Genomic DNA, 18,821 nt, shown 5'->3' on the forward strand with positions numbered 1-18,821 from the left:
CCTAACCGGGGACGGAGCACCGCTCGTCGCAGGGCGTACCGGCGGCCGCTCCCGACGCGGTCGCCTCGCGGTACTTGGCCGCCGCGAGCATCGTGACACGTACGAACGGCTGCCCGGCCGGGGTGGCGAGCCAGTGGGCCCTGGGCCGGTACTCGGCCAGTGCCCAGAGGCAGACGACCCAGGCGGCGGGCCCGGTGTAGATCTGGCCCCTGTCGCCGATGACGGTGATCTCCCGCAGGGTCCTGCTGTGGTCGAGGCGCGGGAACCTGCGCTTCGCCTCGTCGGACGCGGCGGGCACCAGGTCCAGCGGTACGAGCTGCCGTTGCCGCAGCAGCCAGCTCCGCAGATGGACACAGAGGGAGCACTGGGCGTCGTACAGGACGGTCAGTCCCCGGACCGGGGTGCTCATCGCGCTCACGCCCCGGCGGGACCGGCGGCGGGCGCGGCCCAGGGGCCCTGCCCGCCGGGGCCCGTCCAGCCCTGCGGCGGCACCGGCGGGATCTGCTCGCGCTCCATCACTCCGCGCCGGCGGATCTTGTTGAGGACATAGACGTTGCCGAGGTGCATCACGCCGAGGACGAGCAGGACGACGCCGATCTTCACCGAGAGTGCCTCGAAGAGCCCGCGCGCGTCGGCGACGGCGTCGGCCGCCTTGAGGTAGAGGGCGACGAAGCCCAGGTTCACCAGGTAGAAGCCGACCACCAGAAGGTGGTTGACGGCATCGGCGAGCTTCTCGTTCCCCTGCAGTACGTCGGCGAGGAAGATCCGTCCGTTCCGGCTGAGCGTGCGGGCCACCCAGATGGTGAGCGCGACGCTGATCAGCAGGTAGATGACATACGCGACGACAGTGAGGTCCATGCCCCACCCTCCCTTGAACATGTTCAAAAGCTGGTTGTCATGGACTGTAGACCTCCTTTTGAACATGTTCAAGCGGTCTGGGGAATGCGCGGCGCCGAGGCCGGCCAGGGCCTGGGGCCGCGAGCGGGTCCCGACCGGGCCGGGCATCTGCCCTCGCTGGAGCGGCCCGACGAAACCACCGCGCTGCTCCTCGGCTTCCTCGCCGAGAACCCGCCTTACCCGTCCCCGCCTTACCCGTCCCGGCGTATCTGAGCGGTGATCGTGCGGTCGGTGATCCTCGTGTCGTCCGCCAGCAGGAACGCCTTAGAGATGATCACCGACAACAGTCCGCCGTCCTCCTCGAAGGGCAGGAAGAGCCGCTCCCGGCTCTCGCCCGTCGCCGAACGGTCCACCACGACACAGAGATTGGCGTCGTTGGGCTCCATCAGGATGTTGCCCGAGCCGAGGTGGATCTTGTACGCACGGAGCTCGCCGCGCACCCGCAGGAAGCGGTCCGTCAGCTCCACGCGGTCCGCGATCCGGGTCCGCGGCAGCAGCCGGGCCAGCGACTCCCGCCGTATCCGCGCCGACTCGGTCAGCTCGCCGAACGCCCACCTCTTCCAGTAGCCGTCGTACGCGCGCTCCGCCCCGCGGTCCCGCCACTGCGGATCCGCACCGATCGACGCAACACCCACGAACAGGTCCGCGTCCCGCATCGCCTCCGTCAGCACCAGCGGCGGTACGTCGACGAGGTCGCCCCGCTCCCACGGCCCGCGCGCCCCGCGCCGCCGCTCGAAGCGGACCTGGTCCGTGGAGCAGAGCGACGCGAGCCCGCCATCCGCATCGCGCCGCTCGACCAGCTCGACATGGAACCTGGCGCGCCAGAACTCACCCTCGGACGTGGGGAGGTCACCGGCCCGGGGAAGCTCCCGCACCATCTCGGCCGCGTTTGCGTCGCCGTACCCCAGATGGCTGCCCGTCCAGCCGCGCTCCACCATCAGCGCCTTCGCCTGGGGGTAGCGCAGGATGTGACCCGCGAACCGGTTGGAGTAGGTGCGGGTCGCCTCCTCGGCCCGGGTGAGCGGATAGACCTCGCGGAAGGCCTGCTTGAACGGCTGACGCAGCTCGCGGTCGGCGAGCTCCTCGCGCCAGGCGCCTGTCTCCTCGGCCTCCGCGCCCACCGGATGCCACAGCCGCAGCAGCGCCCCCTCCGTCACCGGGAGCGCCGTGCCGTCGGCCGCGGCCAGTGCCCAGCCGCCCGCCATGCGCTCCGGCAGGCCCGCGCTCCACCGCTCGCCGCCGTCGCGGCTCATCTCCCAGATCAGGGCGCGGGCCAGGGCGCCGGTCACCGGATGGTCGATGTAGTACTGCTCCCAGTCCCCGGTCGCCCAGCGGGTGCCCGCCATCAGATGCTCTTCGAGCCGCCAGCGCTCGACCGGCATCAGGGCACGCAACTGTTTCAACGCACCGCGAATATCGGTCAGTTGCTCGCCGAACTCCTCCCGGACCGCCTTCGGTGCGGACCTCAGCACCCGGCCCTGCGGCCCCCGGAAGGAGAGCGTGGCCGCCGCGGAGGCGGTGATCGACAGCACCGCGGTGTAGTCGGCGAGCGGCTGCTCGCGGATGCCGCGCGCATCGAGGCCCACGGACGGCACGGCCCGTTCCCTGAGCATCGACGGGGTGATTCCAGCGCGTTCGGCGACAGCCTGCAGGGAGGCGGAGACGCCCTTGACCACCGTGCGGTTGCGGATCTTGTGCTGCAGTCTGCCGAGCCAGTCGACGGCCGGCCCGCCCTGCGCACCGCCGAAGTCGCCGAGGACGGCGACCGCGGTCGTGGCCATCCTGCCGCTGCGGCAGTCACCGCCGGAACCGCCCGTCCCCGTGCCGGCGTTGAGCGCCACCGCGCCGACGGCCGGCACCACCCAGTCCGCCTCTACGTCCGCGGCGGCCCACAGCAGCCCGCGCAGCAGCCGGGTGTTGCCCTCCGCCGCGATCCCCGGCACGGTGTACCGGCCGACCCAGGTGGGCGCCGCCAACGGATGATGCTCCCGTTGCCCCGCCATCCCCTCCAGCAGCGCCCGCACCACGTCGGGACCGCCCTCCGCGCGGTTCACCAGCGTCGCCGCCTCCTTGCGCCACCGTTTGGTGGCGCGCACCTTGTCCTGGCGCATGCAGTGCCACAGGAGGTCGTTGACGCCAGGAGCGGCGAGCAGCGCGCCGTGGGCGGCTCGCATCGCAGGTCCGTAGTCATCGAAGGCGTCGAGCAGTTCGTCCGACAGCCCGGTGGCGTCAGGCTCCGTCCCCGCCAGCTCGTCGAGCTGCTCCCGCATGCTCTCGGGCCGGCCCCCCGTGAAGAGCAGCCATCGGCGCAGCGATCGCACCAGCCCCCGGTCGTACTCCCCGGCCGTGCGGGCCGCCGCCAGCGCGGGTCCTACCAGCGGCACGAACGCCCCCAGCAGGGTGAGCAGATCGACCTGCGCACGCTTGCCCGCCAGCCGCCCGAGCAGCTCGTCGGCCTGCCGCGCATTCCAGTCGAGCCGCTGCGCCGCCGCCCAGTCGAGCACCCCCAGACTGACGTCGTCCACGCCGCCGTCGATGACGTACTGGTGGAACCAGAGCGCGGCCTCCCGCTGCTCCGGCTCCTCCAGCGACTCCAGCAGCTCCCGCACCGGCGGACCCTCGCCCGTGCGCTCCCGCCACCCCGCCTCGTACAGCCTGCTCTCCAGGCCGTCCGTCATCGCCGTCATCGTGCCGGTCCCCTCCCCGAGCCTCCTCCCGACGTTACGGCGCGCCACTGACAACGGCCCGGGCGGCCCCGGCGCCGCGAGCAGTGGGGCGCCACCCGGGCCGCCGTCTCGCTCGAGTGCTGGAGGAGACCGTGGACGGCGAGGACGCCGGCCGCGCCTACGAGCGCGCCGTCGAGGCGTTCGGGCGCAACGGCTTCCTGGTGCTGGTGGGGGACCGGCAGATCGAGGAGCTGGACGAGGAGCTCGAGCTCGGCAGCGCCACCGAGGTCACCTGTGAGCGCTACATGCTGCTGAGCGACCGCGCGTAGTTGATCTGGCCCATGACCTGCTGGAAGGTGTGCGGACCGTGTGCCGGGATCATCGTCGAGTGGTGCTTGCCGCCACTGGTCACCGTGACCTGGATGAATCCCGTGGTCTTCTTCTCCTTCATCAGGAGGAAGAGCAGACCCAGCAGGCAGAAGAGGAAGAAGACGATCGCCAGAACGATGGCGTGCGTCGGGATCTTCTCCTCGGTGTGCGACATGTCGGTGGCGTTCCACACCGAACCCCGCAGCGGGAGCGTGCCGGCGGGCGTCACGATCGAGTCGCCCATGACGGTGATGTCACCGATCGACACCAGCGGCGCGCCGCCCATCGAAGCCAGCGCACCGGCCGCCGGGATGGGGAGAGCCGACTGCGTCTCGCTGTACTGGGAGCCCTGGTTGGGGTAGCCGTACCCGGGAGCCGGATTCGGATTCGGGTAGCCGTACGCCGGCGTCCCCGGGGGCTGTGTCGGCCCCCACTTGTACTCACCGTCCGCGTACGGATTCGGCTCGCTCATGCTCTCGTCCCCGCTTTCCTGCTGCCTCATGTCAGACGCACCTGATCCTGCCAGGTATCGCCCCGACGGGTGAACCCGTGAGCGAACCTGTGGACGAACTGGTACAGCGAAGGGCCCCGCCGCTCGGAAAGGAGAGACGGGGCCCCAGTGCGTGTCCTGGTGCCAGGTGGATCAGAAGCGACGCGTGATCAGCGCGCGCTTCACTTCCTGGATCGCCTTGGTGACCTCGATACCGCGCGGGCAGGCGTCCGTGCAGTTGAACGTCGTGCGGCAACGCCACACGCCGTCCTTGTCGTTGAGGATCTCCAGGCGCTGCTCCCCGGCCTCGTCACGCGAGTCGAAGATGAAGCGGTGCGCGTTGACGATCGCCGCCGGGCCGAAGTACTGCCCGTCGTTCCAGAACACCGGGCACGAGGACGTGCACGCGGCGCACAGGATGCACTTGGTGGTGTCGTCGAAGCGCTCGCGGTCCTCGGCGGTCTGCAGACGCTCACGCGTCGGCTCGTTGCCGTTCGTGATGAGGAAGGGCATCACATCGCGGAACGCCTGGAAGAACGGCTCCATGTCCACGACCAGGTCCTTGAGGACCGTCAGGCCCTTGATGGCCTCGACCGTGATCGGCTTCTCCGGGTTGAGGTCCTTGATCAGCGTCTTGCAGGCGAGCCTGTTCCTGCCGTTGATCCGCATCGCGTCGGAGCCGCAGATGCCGTGCGCGCAGGAGCGCCGGAAGGTGAGCGAGCCGTCGAGCTCCCACTTGATCTTGTGGAGACCGTCGAGCACACGCTCCTTGGGGTCGATCTCGATCTGGAAGTCCTGCCACTGGGCCTCGTCGGAGACCTCGGGGTTGAAGCGGCGGATCCGGAAGGTGACCGTGATGTACGGGGAGTCGGCGAAGCCGGCCTCGGCCTTGTCCACCTTGTCCAGGGTCGGGGTAGCCATCAGTACTTACGCTCCATCGGCTGGTAGCGGGTCTGGACGACCGGCTTGTAGTCGAGCCTGATCGACTCGCTGCCGTCGTCGCCCACCTCGCGGTACGCCATGGTGTGGCGCATGAAGTTGACGTCGTCGCGGTTCGGGAAGTCCTCGCGGTAGTGACCGCCGCGGGACTCCTTGCGCGCCAGGGCGGAGGTGGCCATGACCTCGGCCAGGTCGAGCAGGTTGCCCAGCTCGATGGCCTCGAGCAGGTCGGTGTTGAACCGCTTGCCCTTGTCCTGGATGGACACGTTCTTGTACCGCGCGCGCAGTTCGGCGATCTTCTCGACCGCGGTCTTGATCGTCTGCTCGGTGCGGAACACCATGACGTTGGCGTCCATGCACTCCTGCAGCTCCAGGCGCAGCGCGGCGACCCGCTCCTTGCCCGTGGAGTTGCGCAGGTGCTCGACGAGTTCCTCCACCAGCGAGGCCGGGTTCTCGGGAAGCTCGACATGGTCGTGCTTCGCGGAGTACTCGGCGGCCGCGATGCCGGAGCGCTTGCCGAAGACGTTGATGTCCAGCAGCGAGTTGGTGCCCAGACGGTTGGCGCCGTGCACCGAGACGCAGGCGACCTCACCGGCGGCGTACAGACCCGGGACGACCGTGGTGTTGTCCGCGAGGACCTCACCCTGGACGTTCGTGGGGATGCCGCCCATGGCGTAGTGCGCGGTCGGCTGGATCGGGATCGGGTCCGTGTAGGGCTCGATGCCGAGGTACGTACGCGCGAACTCGGTGATGTCCGGGAGCTTGGCGTCCAGCTGCTCCGGCGGCAGGTGGGTCAGGTCCAGGTAGACGTGGTCACCCGCCGGACCGCAGCCGCGGCCCTCACGGATCTCGGTGTAGATGGAGCGGGACACGACGTCACGGGACGCGAGGTCCTTCATGACCGGCGCGTACTTCTCCATGAAGCGCTCGCCGTCCTTGTTGCGGAGGATGCCGCCCTCACCACGGGCGCCCTCCGTCAGCAGGATGCCCATGCGCCAGATGCCCGTCGGGTGGAACTGGAAGAACTCCATGTCCTCCAGCGGCAGTCCGCGCCGGTAGCAGGCGGCCTGTCCGTCACCGGTCAGCGTGTGCGCGTTGGAGGTCACCTTGAAGAACTTGCCGGTGCCGCCGGAGGCGTAGATGACGGCCTTCGCCTGGAAGATGTGGATCTCGCCGGTGGCGAGCTCGTAGGCGACCACACCCGCCGACTTCTTGACGCCGTCGACCTCGGTGATCAGCTGGTCCAGGACGTAGAACTCGTTGAAGAACTCCACGCCCTCCTTGACGCAGTTCTGGTACAGCGTCTGGAGGATCATGTGGCCGGTGCGGTCCGCGGCGTAGCAGGACCGGCGGACCGGCGCCTCGCCGTGGTTGCGCGAGTGGCCGCCGAAGCGGCGCTGGTCGATGGTGCCGTCCGGCGTCCTGTTGAACGGCAGGCCCATCTTCTCCAGGTCGAGGACCGCGTCGATGGCCTCCTTCGCCAGGATCTCGGCGGCGTCCTGGTCGACCAGGTAGTCGCCGCCCTTGACCGTGTCGAAGGTGTGCCACTCCCAGTTGTCCTCCTCCACGTTGGCGAGCGCGGCGGCCATGCCGCCCTGCGCGGCGCCCGTGTGGGAGCGGGTCGGGTACAGCTTCGTCAGCACGGCGGTACGGCTGCGCTTGGTCGACTCGATGGCCGCGCGCATGCCGGCGCCGCCCGCGCCGACGATGACGGTGTCGTACTTATGGATCTTCATTGGTCTCGTCAGCCCCGGCTTTAGCGGATGTTCGGGTCGAAGGTGAAGATCACCAGCGTGCCCAGAAGGATGGTGAACACCGTGGCGGTGTACAGCAGGCCCTTGAGCCACAGACGCGTGTTGGCGCGCTCCGCGTAGTCATTGATGACGGTACGCAGGCCATTGGCGCCGTGCAGCATCGCGAGCCACAGCATCAGCAGGTCCCAGGTCTGCCAGAACGGGGACGCCCAGCGGCCGGCCACGAAGGCGAAGCCGATCTTGGAGACGCCGCCGTCGAGCACGAGCTGGATCAGCAGGTGGCCGATGACGAGGACGACGAGGACGACACCGGACAGGCGCATGAAGAGCCATGCGGCCATCTCGAAGTTGCCGCGGGTCGACTTCGGGGTCTTCTTGGTGCGCTTGCGCGGCGCCTCGATGTACGGGGCCGGGTTGTCGGTGTCGAACAGGCGCACAGACTCGGCGCCCTCGACGGGACCGATCACGGAAGAGGTGTCAGCGGACATTTCTCGCGTCAGCTCCCGAACAGTTCACGGACGGCGTGGCCGAGCACCGGGTACAGGGCGCCCACCATCAGCACGAACCAGATGGCGAGGACGGACCAGAGCATCTGCTTCTGGTAGCGCGGGCCCTTGGACCAGAAGTCCACAGCGATGACACGCAGGCCGTTGAGCGCGTGGAAGAGAATGGCGGCCACCAGGCCGTATTCGAGCAGCGCGACGATCGGCGTCTTGTACGTGGCGACCACATCGTCATACGCCTCGGGGGAGACGCGGACGAGAGCGGTGTCCAGCACGTGTACGAACAGGAAGAAGAAGATGAGGACGCCGGTGACTCGATGAGCCACCCATGACCACATTCCTTCCCGGCCGCGGTACAGCGTTCCAGCCGGCACGGAAGAACCCTCCGGGAGCGGGGATTGGGGCCTGCCGGCTTGGGGGGTCGGTCTGGCCCGGCCGGGTACGGTCCACCGGCCCCGGCCATCGTAGCGACGACTTGTCGGTTCGTTCGCCCGGGGTCCACAGGTGTGATCAAACAGGCAATCAAACAGCCTCGGACGGGCTATCGGGAAGCCCCTGCGACGTCTGATTCCGGATGGTTGGCCACTACATGCGCCAGTCGGGAGCGGGCGAGGCCGCGCAGCTCCTCGGCGGAGACGGCCCGCTCCTCGTCCGGATCGTGCGTGAGGCGGGTGCGGATACCGGCCAGTACCTGGTCGAGGTACTCGCCGGGGCGGTAGCCGTCGAGGCTGATCACGAACGCGTGGCCGAAGCGGCTCTCGTACGCGGCGTGGGCGGCGGAGAGGGCGGTGTGCGCGGTCTGGGGGGCGCCGGGGTGCGGTCCGGCGGAGGACTCCCTGGCGAGTGCCTCGGAGAGGTCGGCGGGCGCGAGGTCGTAACCGGCCTCGTCGGAGGCCGCGAGCAGGGCGTCGAGATCGGGGTAGGGCCGGTGGGCGACCATGCGCAGGGCCCAGCGGCGGCTGCCGCAGCAGGCGAGCAGGGTGGCTTCGGCGATCTCGGCGGGAGCGGTGTTGAAGTGCGCGAGGCCGGGCGAGCCGCGACGCTGGGAGGGCAGGTGGGGCGGTATGGCCGAGGGGCCGGGGGTCCGCGGAGTGTGGTGGGGTGTCGGCGGTCGCTTCGGGAGGCCGGCGTGGGATTCGCTGGACAGCGTGGGCTCCTCGAAAAGGACAGCGGAACGGCTGAGAAGGAAGAGATGGATGGTACGCAACGCTATCGACGCGCGGCGGGAGCTGTCCGACGGATGCGCGAATTTCACCCGGACGGGAGAGTTTCGTTTCCGGTGATGGACGATAGTGGGGGTGCTTCGCCGTAGTTGCACCACATATGGGAGGTATCCGAGTGACACGGCACTTTGGGCGGCGCGCGCGGGCAACAGGTGCGATCGTCGCCGCGGCCGCGGCCTTCTCGATGACGCTGACCGGCTGCTCGAGCGGTGAACCCGCCAGAACCGGCGTCGGTGCGGGCAGCGACCCGAAGTCCCCAGCGGCCGTCGCTCCATCCCCCTCGCCCACCAGGACGTACGCCCTGTCGAAGGCGCCGCAGACCATTCCTGCCGTACGCACGCACGAGGCGGCCCGCGGGCCCGGCTGGCGGCCCGGGAGCGGCGGCGGTGTCGTCGTCGCCAAGGGCAGCGAGGCGCTCGCCGACGAGGGGCAGCTGCTCGCCCAGGAGCTGAAGCTCGGCTACCGGGGCGCCGTCCCCGCCCGCGCGGGCGACGTCCAGCTGGCGCTCGCGCCCTCCTCGAAGGGCGGGCCCGAGTCGTACACCGTCCTCACCCGCGGCGGCCGGGTCACGGTCTCCGGGCCCGACCAGGCAGGCGTCTTCTACGGGACGCGGACGCTGAAGCAGGCCCTGCGGTCCGGTGGCGCCATGCCGGAAGGAGTCGTACGGGACGCGCCCGACCGGCCGCAGCGCGGCCTGATGGTCGACATCGCCCGCAAGCACTTCACCGCGGGCTGGATCGAGGACCGGCTGCGTGAGATGGCCGACCTCAAGATGAACCAGCTCGGTCTGCACTTCTCGGACGACCAGGGCTTCCGTATCGCATCGGACACCCATCCCGAGATCGTCTCGAGCCGGCATCTGACCAAGGACGAGGTCCGGCGGATCCTGGCCCTCGCCGCCCGGCTGCACATCACGGTCATCCCGGAGATCGACTCGCCGGGCCACCTGGGCGCGGTGCTGGCCGCGCATCCGCAGCTCCGGCTGCGGGACGCGGCGGGCGCGTCCGTGCGCGGGGCGATCGACATCGGGCAGCCCGCGTCGGCGGAGCTCGTGGACGAGCTGCTGCGCGAGTACGCGGAACTGTTCCCCGGCGCGCACTGGCATCTCGGCGGGGACGAGTACCAGGCGCTGACCCGGAAGAATCCGGAGGCCTCCTTCCCGCAGCTGGCGGCACTCGCCCGCCAGAAGTACGGGCCGAACGCGCGGGTCCAGGACCTCGCGACCGCCTGGGTCAACGACCGCGCGGCGGTACTGCGCCCCCTCGGCCGGAAGCTCAAGGCCTGGAACGACGGCTTCTTCCGGAACGGCGTCGTCACCGCGGACAAGGACATCGAGGTCGAGTACTGGACCGGCAAGGAGATCGGGGCGCGGCCGCCGCTGGAGTATCTGCGCGAGGGCCGTCGGCTGGTCAACGTGAACGACGAGTACCTGTACTACGTCCTCGGCGAGCCGAACGACTTCGCCTACCCCACCGGCCGCCGGATCTACGAGGAGTGGACCCCGCTGGTGCTGCGCGGCACGCAGGCGGTGCCGAAGCAGTACTCGGACCAGATCCTGGGAGGCCGGTTCGCGATCTGGTGCGACCTGGCCCAGTCCCAGACCCAGGAGCAGATCGCGCGCGGCATCAGGATGCCGCTGCGGGCGACGGCCCAGAAGCTGTGGGACCCGCGGAAGCCGACGAGGAGCTGGCAGAGCTTCGAGCAGCTGGCGGGACAGCTGCGCTGAGCAGCGGATTCCTGGTGGACGGCGTGACCGTCCGCGGCATATCGTCCGCGGGCTCGTACCGCGGTGGGCCGGAGCAACGGCCGTCCCCAACAGGGCGCTCCACGGACCGAGTTCCGGGTGCGCGGAATGTAACAGAGCTGTGGCGTAAATATGTGCGAGTGGCGCGTAATTGATGTCCCGGTGCACGGGAATTGTCAGCTCCGCACAACCATGGCGGCCGCACCGCCGAAGGGGGTACTTTGCGCCAAGCGGCCCGAGGCCCCTGTCGGGGAGCTTTTGCTCCGGTCCCTGGAAGGGCCGGGTTTCCGGCTCGTGGGAGTGACGGAATTGAGCCACGGGGCGCAGTAAGGGGAAGTACTGCGTCCGCGATGGGAGGCGTCCGGTGGCATCGAAGAGCTTGAGGGAACTGATCGCACAGGCGGATGAGCGAGGCCTGGCGGCGAGCGGGCTCGCGTGCCTGGACCGCTGTCTGCCGCTGCTGGCGTCCGAGGCCGACGCGCTGCGCCCGCTGTGGGCCGGTCTGGTGGAGGGCGAGGACGACTGGTCCGTACGCCTCGGGGAGGCGAGGGAGACCATGGAGGGCGCGGCCGTCGAGGACGAAGCCGCCGCTCTCGTACGGCAGATGCTGGGCGCCGCGCCGTCCGAGTGGGAGGCGGACCCGCTGCGCGAGTGGGCGGACGACTGTTCCGTGGCCGCGCTCGAGCTCCACTACCGCCTCGACTCCGGCCACGGCGACGGTGAGCCGGCGGCGGCCGATGTCGTCGAGGTGCTCAAGAGCTGCCGCGAGGGCGAGCCGGGCGGCACGGGTCCGCTCGTCGCCGGTGAACTGCGCCGCCAGGTCCAGATCCTGGAGATCCTGGCGGACGCGCAGGGCGGCGTCGGGCTGCGCCAGGTGCTGGAACTGTCGACCGAGGGGCAGCGGGTGCTGCGGGCGGTCGTTTCGCGGCGGGCGCGCGTCAAGCGCTGACGCGCTGCGTGGGGCGTTGAAGCGGGCGTGGACGCTGACGCGCTGCGTGAAGCGGCTGACGCGCGCTGGAGGCCGTGGGCACTGACGCGCGCGAACCCGCCGCGTGTGCCCGCTCGCGCGCGCAGTGACCACGTTGTGGTGCTGGAGGCGCGTGGGGCCACGGAGTCGGTGCTCGCCCAGCACGTATCCCTGCTCAGGTCCGTGCGCGGAAACCCCGACAACCGTCGGATGCTCGAACCCTTCGGACTCCTCCGAGCGAATGACGAGAGTAAGGGCAAGGGCCTTGTGCAGTGGGGGTATTCAAACCGGACTCCGACGCGACGGCCCGCCAGGTCCTGGCCGGAGGCCGAGGCGGAGCTGGGCGTGCCACTGCGGCTAGTGTTCCGCAACATACGGGAGCCGGGAGGGCACTGGTGGCTGAGGGGCCGATCGACCTGATCCGCTTGGAGGGCGAGGGCAACAGCCTCATCCTTCGGATGGCCCGAGATTTTCATCGAACGTGACTTGGGCGAGGAGCGGGCAGCGGACCGGAACCGGTCGAGCTAGAGGTCATTCGCCCCTAGTCTGCGGTGACGCCCCAGTAGCCCATCTCCGCCGGCCGACCGTCGCGGTAGAGCACCGTGCAGTTCCCGCAGGCGCGTCCGGGGTAGGGCTGCCGCTCGGTTTCCAGGGCATCGACCCACTCGGCGTGGGTGGGACGGCCGCTGGGAGCCCAGGCCCGCACCTCGCCGACGGTCAAGGGCCGCATAAAGGGACCCCACTCGGTATACGCGGAATCGACGATGTGGACGAGGTCCAGCACCGTGGCGGTGCCGCCGGTGAGGATGTACTCCTTCCAGTCCGCGTCCTGCCACAACCCTTCTATGGTCCGGCCTTCGAAACCGTGGTTGTCCTTCGCCAGCTCCTGCTCCTGGGCCTGCCGGAATGCCGCCGCCAGATCGTGCTGATACGGGCCTGTCTGCCACCACGCGTCGCCGCCCACGTCCGTTGCCTTCCCATTCGAACCCGCTCGTTCAGTGGGAGCGTAGAGGGTGGCACCGACAGCAGGCCCGTACTGGACAACTCGTACAGTGAGTGACTGTACGAGTGCGAAGGGTGGACGGTACGGGTAACTGGCTGTGACCATAGGTGACTTGGCAGGGTTGACCGTGAACGACCCGGGGGTCACCGGCATGACAGAAGTTACCGAGCCCGAACCGTCCGACAGTCTCAAGACCTTTGGTGCCGCGCTCCAGGCGTTCAGGGAGCACACGAGGCTCACGCAGGAGGCGCTGGCGCCGCAGATGCAGTACTCGGCCCACTACCTTGCCTCCATCGAGCAGGGCAGACGGTTCCCGTCGGACGAGTTCATCGAGCGGGCGGAGGCGGCGCTGGATGCGCGCGGGGTGCTGCGCAAGGCGGCGCGGCAGCTGTCGCGGAAGCAGGGGCTGGCGGCGTGGTTCCTGCAATGGGCAGGGCTTGAGACGCAGGCGATCAGCCTCGATACGTACGAATCCCGGCTGATTCCAGGGCTGTTGCAGACGGAGGCGTACGCGCGAGTGCTGTTCCGGGGCCAGTTGCCGCCGTTGAGTGACGAGCAGATCGACGCGCAGCTGGCGGCGCGGCTGGAGCGTCAACGGCTGCTGCGGGAGCGGCCGAACACCGCGTTCAGCTTCATCCTCGAAGAGCATCTGTTTCTGCGGCGTACGGGTGGGGTGGAGGTGACGCGGGCGCTCATCGAGCATGTCCTGGAGGTCGTGGAGCTGCGGAACGTCGAGATCCAAGTCATGCCGCTGGTGCGGGAGGAGCATGCCGGACTGGCTGGCCCCATCCAGTTGCTGGAGACGCCGGAGCATCAGTGGCTCGGGTACTGCGAGGGGCAGCGGACAGGGCAGTTCGTCGCTGATCCGAAAGAGATCAGTGTGCTCCACATGCGCTATGCGAAACTGCGTTCGCAGGCTCTCACTCCGGAGGATTCCCGGGGTCTGCTGACGCGACTGCGAGGAGCGCTATGAGCGGCAACGACGGACTGGCCTGGTTCAAGAGCAGCTACAGCAGCGGCGATGGCGACAGCTGCGTCGAAGTCGCCCTCTCCTGGCACAAGTCCAGTTACAGCAGCGGCGATGGTGACGACTGCGTCGAGGTCGCCACCTGCCCCAACATCGTCCACGTCCGCGACTCCAAGGTCCAGCACGGCCCTCAGCTCGCCCTAGCCCCCGACGCCTGGGCCTCCTTCGTCTCCTTCGCGGCCAGGTAAGAGCGCGACGGCTCAATGCGCCCCGCTGATCTCCGCCGTACGGCGGCTGCGCTGCTTGTCTCGCTGACACTGATCAGCGGGTTCGGGAACATCACCGGCGTCGAGTGGGACGCGGCTCCGCTCGGGTCCGGAAGGTCCGATGTGCCCGGCCCCACCGATTTCCGGGTCTCCGGCGTGGCGCATCTGGCGAAGGCGGATGTCCTGCGGCTCCAGAAGGAGGTGGAAGGACGACCGGGGCCGCCACCCCCCACAGGAGAGGCCCCGGTCGTCGTTCGCCGGGGCGGCAGTGCCGCCCCGTACTTCTCTCAGCGCCGAGCGTGCGTTTTCTGTCACACCGCGCTGAGTCGCGAAGTCGTTGCAGGTTGTACAAGGCATGGACGCGGCCCCGGGGAAGGACGTAGCGTGCTGATTCGCGCAGGGCTGCGCGGCAGTGGTGACCAGCTGCGATTCAGGACAGGTTGAGGGAGTGCTGGGGGACGACGCGGAGTTGACCGCCGCGGTGCTCGCGGCACAGGGCGGGGACGAGAGCGGTTTCCGTACTGTGTACCGCGCCGTGCACCCGCGGCTGCTCGGATATGTCCGGACATTGGTGGGCGAGCCGGAGGCCGAGGACGTCGCATCCGAGGCCTGGCTGCAGATTGCCCGTGACCTCGACCGGTTCAGCGGCGACGCGGACCGTTTCCGGGGCTGGGCCGCACGGATCGCCCGCAACCGGGCCCTCGATCACATACGAATGCGGGGCCGGCGTCCCGCCGTCGGCGGCGACGAGAGCGAACTCACCGGGAAGCCCGCTGATGCGGACACCGCGGACGAGGCCATGGAATCCCTCGCCACCGACAGCGCCATGGCGCTCATCGCCCAGCTGCCGCAGGACCAGGCCGAGGCCGTCGTGCTGCGTGTCGTGGTCGGCCTCGACGCGAAGAGCGCGGCCAAGACGCTCGGCAAGCGCCCCGGTGCCGTACGGACCGCGGCGCACCGCGGGCTGAAGCGGCTGGCGGAGCTGCTGGGTGCGGACGGCGCGGACGGTGCGGGCTTCACGGACGGGATGGGTTTCCCGGAGGACGCGGCCCCGGACAACTCCCGTACGGGCGGGGCGGATCTCGGTGGCGTACCGCCGCAGCGAGGCCCCAGACCGGGCGCCACAGCACCCGCCGGTGTGACGCATTCACGCCTGCGGACGCAGAAGGACATGTGATGGCCGACGAGCGTTACGAGTGGCTTGACAAGGAAGCGGCGGAGCGGCTGCTGCGCGGTGAACCGGTCGAGGCCGCTGACGAACACGCCCGTACCCAGGCCGCGCGTCTCTCCCGTGCCCTCTACGGCGCCGGCCGGGCCGGCTACTGCGACGACGGCGAAATGCCGGGCGAGGCCGCCGCGCTGGCCGCCTACCGCAAGGCCAGGGCCGACAGCGCCGCGCCCGCGGGCGCGGCGCTCGGATCCGTACGCCTCACTCGTTCCGCGCGCCCGGCGCCCGGCCTGCGCTTCGCTCGCCCGGTGCGCTTCGGGATCGCCGCCGCGGTGGCCGGCTGCGCGCTCGGCGGTGTGGCCGTCGCCGCGGGCACCGGCTTTCTGCCCGGCCCTTTCGGCAACGACGATCCGCTGCCCGCATCCTCCGTCTCGGCGGCCGCGACTCCGGGGCCACTGGTCACCCAGTCGCCTTCGGGTGAGGGGCCGGTCTCTCCTTCGCAGCCGCCCGCCGGAAGCAGTACGCCGCCGGTGGCGCCCCCGTCGAGCAGCGGGACCGGTCAGCGTCCGGGCGGGGCGAGCGGTTCGAACGGCGGGGATCCGGACGACGGCTCGGGCAAGCCGGGCAGAACCGGCGACGGGACCCGCGACGACCGGAGGGCGGAGTTGTACCGCAAGTCGGTCGAGGCCTGCCGTGAGTACCGCAGCGGCAAGATCGCCCCGGACCGCAAGCGGCTGCTGGAGCAGGCGGCGGACGGGCCCGAGCGGGTGGAGCGGTTCTGCGACCGCGTGCTCGGCGACACGAGGGACAGTAACGACGGCGGCGGCAGCGGCGACGGAGACAACGGAGACGGCAGCCCGGACTCCGGCAACGGCCCGGCGATGCCGCCCGTGTCCTGGTCACCGGTGCCGTCCGGGGCTTCTCCCTCGCCCTCCCAGAGCACTCCCGAGGCCTCACTCAGCGCTCAGACGCAGCTCTCCTGACCTGCGGTTTTTCCATCCGCTCGGTTTCGGACACATCAGGTGTGACGTTTTTTGGGGCTACGGCGCAGTAGAGAGTGAGCCGACTGGTCATCGGCTGCGCACGAGCCGGGGTTCCCCCCGTACCTACGGCTTGGCGCAAATGGCGCGGGCGGGACACGTTCCCCCGGTCCCGCCCGCGCCACTCCCCCCTTTGCGCCTGAACCGGCGCCGCTCTCGCGGATGTGGTTGCTCGCCGCGGTGGTTCCTCAGTTGATGGTTGCGGCCTACCAGTAGATGACCACGCGGTCGCCGTTCCTCACCTGCGCGAACAAAGAAGCGATCTTCCCCTTGTCGCGGACGTTGACACAGCCGTGCGAGGCGCCGTTGTAGCCGCGGGCCGCGAAGTCCGAGGAGTAGTGCACCGCCTGGCCGCCGCTGAAGAACATCGCGTACGGCATGGGCGTGTGGTAGATCGTCGAGACGTGGTCCCTGGACTTCCAGCCCACGTTGAACGTGCCCTCACGGGTCGGTGTGTACTGCGAGCCGAAGCGCACATCCATCGTCGAGCGCACCGTGCCGTTGACGACCCAGGAGAGCGTGCGGGTCGTCTTGCTGATGCACAGCACCCGGCCCGTCATGCAGCGCGGGTCCAGCTTCGCGGCCGGCTTGTTGACCTTCTTGCCGGCCAGCTCGTCACGCGTCGGCCTCGTCGTCATACCGAGCAGCTTCTGCCAGGTCACGGTGTCCGTGTCGCCCGTTGTCGGCAGGCCGCGCTTGCCCTGGAAGCCGCTGACGGCGGCGGCCGTGACCGAGCCGTAGGTGCCGGTCGGGGTGTCGTCGAACCAGCCGATCTGGGCCAGCCTGGCCTGCAGCTCGCGTACCCGCTCGCCCTTCGAGCCGCGCGCCATGAGGACCTCGGGCTCGGCGGACTCGCTGGGCTCCGCCTTCGGCGGCGGCGTGGCCGAGTCCGCGTCCGGCGCGGGCGGTGTCGGTGTCGGTGTGCTGGACTGCGCGGGCGCGGTGGTGCCCGGCTTGGCGTCGGCGCCCCCCGGCTTGCCGGCCGCGGCCTGCGCGGTACATCCGGCGGTCACGGCCAGCACCGCGGCCGCCGCGAGTGTTCTTCGTATGACGGATTTCCGAAGCATGTTCGCCCCCCTGTATCTGCTGTGCCTCAAGAGACAGATTCCCGCACTGCCCGGTTGCGCAATCCCGCGCATTATGGGGAAGAAACTGTGAGCAGGCATCCAGCGGGAGGCGGACAGACATGGCGCGCGAGTCCGGCAGTGTCCGATTCACCGAGAGTGGCCTGCCCATCGAGCCGGTCTACGGGCCGGAGGCCCTGGACGGCTGGGATCCGGCGGAGAGGCTGGGCGAGCCCGGCGCGTACCCCTTCACCCGCGGTGTGTACCCGACGATGTACACCGGCCGTCCCTGGACGATGCGTCAGTACGCGGGTTTCGGCACCGCCGTCGAGTCCAACGCCCGCTATCAGCAGCTGATCGCCCACGGCACGACCGGTCTGTCCGTCGCCTTCGACCTGCCGACCCAGATGGGCCACGACAGCGACGCGACGATCGCGAGCGGCGAGGTCGGCAAGGTCGGCGTCGCCATCGACTCGCTCGACGACATGCGGGTGCTCTTCGGCGGGATCCCGCTGGACAAGGTCTCCACCTCGATGACGATCAACGCCCCAGCCGCGCTGCTGCTGCTCATGTACCAGCTCGTGGGCGAGGAACAGGGAGTGCCGGCCGAGCAGTTGACGGGCACCATCCAGAACGACGTGCTCAAGGAGTACATCGCCCGCGGCACCTACATCTTCCCGCCCGGGCCCTCCCTGCGGCTGACCGCCGACATCTTCAAGTACTGCCGCGCCGAGATCCCGAAGTGGAACACCATCTCGATCTCCGGCTACCACATGGCGGAGGCCGGGGCCTCGCCCGCGCAGGAGATCGCCTTCACCCTCGCCGACGGCATCGCGTACGTCCGTACCGCGGTCGCCGCGGGGATGGACGTCGACGACTTCGGGCCGCGGTTGTCCTTCTTCTTCGTCTCGCGCACGACGATCCTGGAGGAGGTCGCCAAGTTCCGCGCCGCGCGGCGGATCTGGGCGCGGGTGATGAAGGACGAGTTCGGTGCGCGGAACCCCAAGTCGCTGATGCTGCGCTTCCACACCCAGACGGCCGGTGTGCAGCTGACCGCCCAGCAGCCCGAGGTGAACCTGGTCCGGGTGGCCGTGCAGGGGCTCGCGGCGGTCCTCGGCGGTACGCAGTCGCTGCACACCAACTCCTTCGACGAGGCCATCGCGCTCCCGACGGACAAGTCGGCGCGGCTCGCCCTGCGTACGCAGCAGGTCCTGGCCTACGAGACGGACGTCACCGCCACCGTCGACCCCTTCGCGGGCTCGTACGCCGTAGAGAGGATGACGGACGATGTGGAGGCGGCGGCGCTGGCGCTGATGGAGCGGGTCGAGGACCTGGGCGGCGCGGTCGCCGCGATCGAGCACGGCTTCCAGAAGGGCGAGATCGAGCGGAGCGCGTACCGCATCGCGCAGGAGACCGACAGCGGCGAGCGGATCGTCGTCGGCGTCAACCGCTACACGCTGGACGCGGAGGAGCCGTACGAGCCGCTGCGCGTCGACCCGGCGATCGAGGCGCAGCAGGCGGAGCGGCTGGCGAGGCTGCGGGCGGAGCGCGACGGGGCGGCGGTGGACGCGGCGCTGGCGGCGCTGCGGAAGGCCGCGGAGGGTACGGAGAACGTGCTCTATCCGATGAAGGACGCGCTGCGGGCCAGGGCCACGGTGGGCGAGGTGTGCGATGCGCTGCGGGGGGTGTGGGGCAGGTACGTCCCGGCCGATGTCTTCTGAGTCCGCCGATCCCGCCGATCCGCCGATCCCGCCGACCCCG

20 protein-coding genes are annotated in these 18,821 nt (G+C 69.8%); 9 read left to right on the forward strand and 11 right to left on the reverse strand.

Annotated elements, in window-relative coordinates; all coding sequences use genetic code 11:
- Position 1: 1 nt before the first annotated feature.
- Both SLUN_RS24685 and SLUN_RS24690 read right to left on the reverse strand, forming a co-directional pair.
- Positions 2-409, reverse strand: coding sequence for a thiol-disulfide oxidoreductase DCC family protein (locus tag SLUN_RS24685; RefSeq protein ID WP_108151757.1), 408 nt, complete (start codon positions 407-409; stop codon positions 2-4).
- A 5-nt stretch (positions 410-414) separates the two neighbouring features.
- Complete coding sequence (locus SLUN_RS24690) at positions 415-858, reverse strand: hypothetical protein (protein WP_108154917.1); 444 nt, start codon at positions 856-858, stop codon at positions 415-417.
- 84 nt (positions 859-942) lie between these two features.
- Between SLUN_RS24690 and SLUN_RS39590 the strand changes: the two genes are divergently transcribed.
- On the forward strand, positions 943-1,110 hold the full coding sequence (locus SLUN_RS39590; protein WP_159100317.1) for a hypothetical protein: 168 nt from the start codon (positions 943-945) through the stop codon (positions 1,108-1,110).
- On the opposite strand, the gene SLUN_RS24695 is transcribed toward SLUN_RS39590, so the two are convergent.
- The gene (locus SLUN_RS24695) at positions 1,089-3,584 is read right to left on the reverse strand and encodes a DUF4132 domain-containing protein (protein WP_108151759.1); all 2,496 of its coding nucleotides are present in this window, start codon (positions 3,582-3,584) and stop codon (positions 1,089-1,091) included. The genes SLUN_RS39590 and SLUN_RS24695 overlap by 22 nt on opposite strands.
- Before the next feature lie 116 nt (positions 3,585-3,700).
- Here SLUN_RS24695 and SLUN_RS24700 point away from each other — a divergent pair, with 116 nt between their 5' ends.
- Positions 3,701-3,892 carry a hypothetical protein gene (locus tag SLUN_RS24700; protein ID WP_108151761.1) on the forward strand — a complete coding sequence of 64 codons (192 nt, stop codon included), beginning with the start codon at positions 3,701-3,703 and terminating at the stop codon, positions 3,890-3,892.
- Here SLUN_RS24700 and SLUN_RS24705 read toward each other — a convergent pair.
- The 6 genes from SLUN_RS24705 to SLUN_RS24730 form a co-directional block, all read right to left on the reverse strand.
- Positions 3,865-4,404: a hypothetical protein gene (locus SLUN_RS24705; protein WP_108154918.1), complete on the reverse strand. Its 540-nt coding sequence runs from the start codon at positions 4,402-4,404 to the stop codon at positions 3,865-3,867. The genes SLUN_RS24700 and SLUN_RS24705 overlap by 28 nt on opposite strands.
- Positions 4,405-4,575: 171 nt before the next feature.
- Positions 4,576-5,343 (reverse strand): succinate dehydrogenase iron-sulfur subunit, encoded by a 768-nt coding sequence (locus SLUN_RS24710; RefSeq protein WP_108151763.1) that lies wholly within the window; start codon positions 5,341-5,343, stop codon positions 4,576-4,578.
- Positions 5,343-7,097 (reverse strand): succinate dehydrogenase flavoprotein subunit, encoded by a 1,755-nt coding sequence (sdhA, locus tag SLUN_RS24715; RefSeq protein WP_108151765.1) that lies wholly within the window; start codon positions 7,095-7,097, stop codon positions 5,343-5,345. The genes SLUN_RS24710 and sdhA overlap by 1 nt, the downstream gene beginning before the upstream one ends.
- A 20-nt stretch (positions 7,098-7,117) precedes the next feature.
- Positions 7,118-7,603: a succinate dehydrogenase hydrophobic membrane anchor subunit gene (locus SLUN_RS24720; RefSeq protein WP_108151767.1), complete on the reverse strand. Its 486-nt coding sequence runs from the start codon at positions 7,601-7,603 to the stop codon at positions 7,118-7,120.
- An 8-nt stretch (positions 7,604-7,611) separates the two neighbouring features.
- Complete coding sequence (sdhC, locus tag SLUN_RS24725; RefSeq protein ID WP_108151769.1) at positions 7,612-7,992, reverse strand: succinate dehydrogenase, cytochrome b556 subunit; 381 nt, start codon at positions 7,990-7,992, stop codon at positions 7,612-7,614.
- A 167-nt stretch (positions 7,993-8,159) separates the two neighbouring features.
- Complete coding sequence (locus tag SLUN_RS24730; protein ID WP_108154919.1) at positions 8,160-8,765, reverse strand: 2-oxo-4-hydroxy-4-carboxy-5-ureidoimidazoline decarboxylase; 606 nt, start codon at positions 8,763-8,765, stop codon at positions 8,160-8,162.
- A 176-nt stretch (positions 8,766-8,941) separates the two neighbouring features.
- Between SLUN_RS24730 and SLUN_RS24735 the strand changes: the two genes are divergently transcribed.
- Positions 8,942-10,567 carry a beta-N-acetylhexosaminidase gene (locus SLUN_RS24735; protein WP_108151771.1) on the forward strand — a complete coding sequence of 542 codons (1,626 nt, stop codon included), beginning with the start codon at positions 8,942-8,944 and terminating at the stop codon, positions 10,565-10,567.
- Between the two features lie 382 nt (positions 10,568-10,949).
- The gene (locus SLUN_RS24740) at positions 10,950-11,534 is read left to right on the forward strand and encodes a hypothetical protein (RefSeq protein ID WP_108151773.1); all 585 of its coding nucleotides are present in this window, start codon (positions 10,950-10,952) and stop codon (positions 11,532-11,534) included.
- Positions 11,535-12,093: 559 nt separating this feature from the next.
- Here SLUN_RS24740 and SLUN_RS24745 read toward each other — a convergent pair.
- The gene (locus SLUN_RS24745) at positions 12,094-12,516 is read right to left on the reverse strand and encodes a hypothetical protein (RefSeq protein WP_108151775.1); all 423 of its coding nucleotides are present in this window, start codon (positions 12,514-12,516) and stop codon (positions 12,094-12,096) included.
- Positions 12,517-12,706: 190 nt separating this feature from the next.
- On the opposite strand from SLUN_RS24745, the gene SLUN_RS24750 reads away from it, so the two are divergent.
- From SLUN_RS24750 to SLUN_RS24765, 4 genes are all read left to right on the forward strand, one after another.
- Positions 12,707-13,528, forward strand: coding sequence for a helix-turn-helix domain-containing protein (locus SLUN_RS24750; protein WP_108154920.1), 822 nt, complete (start codon positions 12,707-12,709; stop codon positions 13,526-13,528).
- Positions 13,525-13,770 carry a DUF397 domain-containing protein gene (locus SLUN_RS24755; RefSeq protein ID WP_108151777.1) on the forward strand — a complete coding sequence of 82 codons (246 nt, stop codon included), beginning with the start codon at positions 13,525-13,527 and terminating at the stop codon, positions 13,768-13,770. The genes SLUN_RS24750 and SLUN_RS24755 overlap by 4 nt, the downstream gene beginning before the upstream one ends.
- Before the next feature lie 466 nt (positions 13,771-14,236).
- The gene (locus SLUN_RS24760) at positions 14,237-14,965 is read left to right on the forward strand and encodes an RNA polymerase sigma factor (protein WP_108151779.1); all 729 of its coding nucleotides are present in this window, start codon (positions 14,237-14,239) and stop codon (positions 14,963-14,965) included.
- A complete protein-coding gene (locus SLUN_RS24765; protein ID WP_108151781.1) occupies positions 14,965-15,939 on the forward strand; it encodes a hypothetical protein in 975 nt (324 codons plus the stop codon). The genes SLUN_RS24760 and SLUN_RS24765 overlap by 1 nt, the downstream gene beginning before the upstream one ends.
- A gap of 263 nt (positions 15,940-16,202) precedes the next feature.
- On the opposite strand, the gene SLUN_RS24770 is transcribed toward SLUN_RS24765, so the two are convergent.
- Positions 16,203-17,063 carry a L,D-transpeptidase family protein gene (locus tag SLUN_RS24770; protein ID WP_108151783.1) on the reverse strand — a complete coding sequence of 287 codons (861 nt, stop codon included), beginning with the start codon at positions 17,061-17,063 and terminating at the stop codon, positions 16,203-16,205.
- 119 nt (positions 17,064-17,182) lie between these two features.
- Between SLUN_RS24770 and SLUN_RS24775 the strand changes: the two genes are divergently transcribed.
- Positions 17,183-18,781 carry an acyl-CoA mutase large subunit family protein gene (locus tag SLUN_RS24775; RefSeq protein ID WP_108151784.1) on the forward strand — a complete coding sequence of 533 codons (1,599 nt, stop codon included), beginning with the start codon at positions 17,183-17,185 and terminating at the stop codon, positions 18,779-18,781.
- Positions 18,782-18,821 lie beyond the last annotated feature (40 nt).

This window comes from Streptomyces lunaelactis (assembly GCF_003054555.1).
In the GTDB taxonomy this organism is placed as follows: Bacteria; Actinomycetota; Actinomycetes; order Streptomycetales; family Streptomycetaceae; genus Streptomyces; species Streptomyces lunaelactis.